The organism is Pseudomonas sp. AC463, assembly GCF_979253585.1.
On sequence record NZ_CEEDDZ010001176.1, the window covers coordinates 1 to 235 of the forward strand.

Annotated in this window: 1 protein-coding gene; it reads left to right on the forward strand. The window is 54.5% G+C overall.

Annotated elements, in window-relative coordinates; all coding sequences use genetic code 11:
- Nucleotides 1-44: 44 nt before the first annotated feature.
- Nucleotides 45-235, forward strand: a 191-nt coding sequence (locus AC0IYH_RS34030; RefSeq protein ID WP_471838892.1) for a glycosyltransferase family 2 protein, incomplete at its 3' end; no start/stop codon positions are given.

Consider the following 235-nt stretch of genomic DNA (forward strand, 5'->3'; position numbering starts at 1 on the left):
CTTGACGCACTCTTCGATAAGCAGGCAACTGAGCGAGACTGAAGGTGACCACGTTAAGTGTGCTGATACCGGTATACAACGCTGCTCCGTACCTGGAGCAAGCCATCGACTCGCTCCTACAACAAGACCGGCCTGCGGATCAGATCGTTATCATCAACGATGGCTCCACTGACGACTCACTGGAGATTCTGGAGCGCTACGCTCGTGCCGAACAGCGCATAGAGCTGTACAGCAT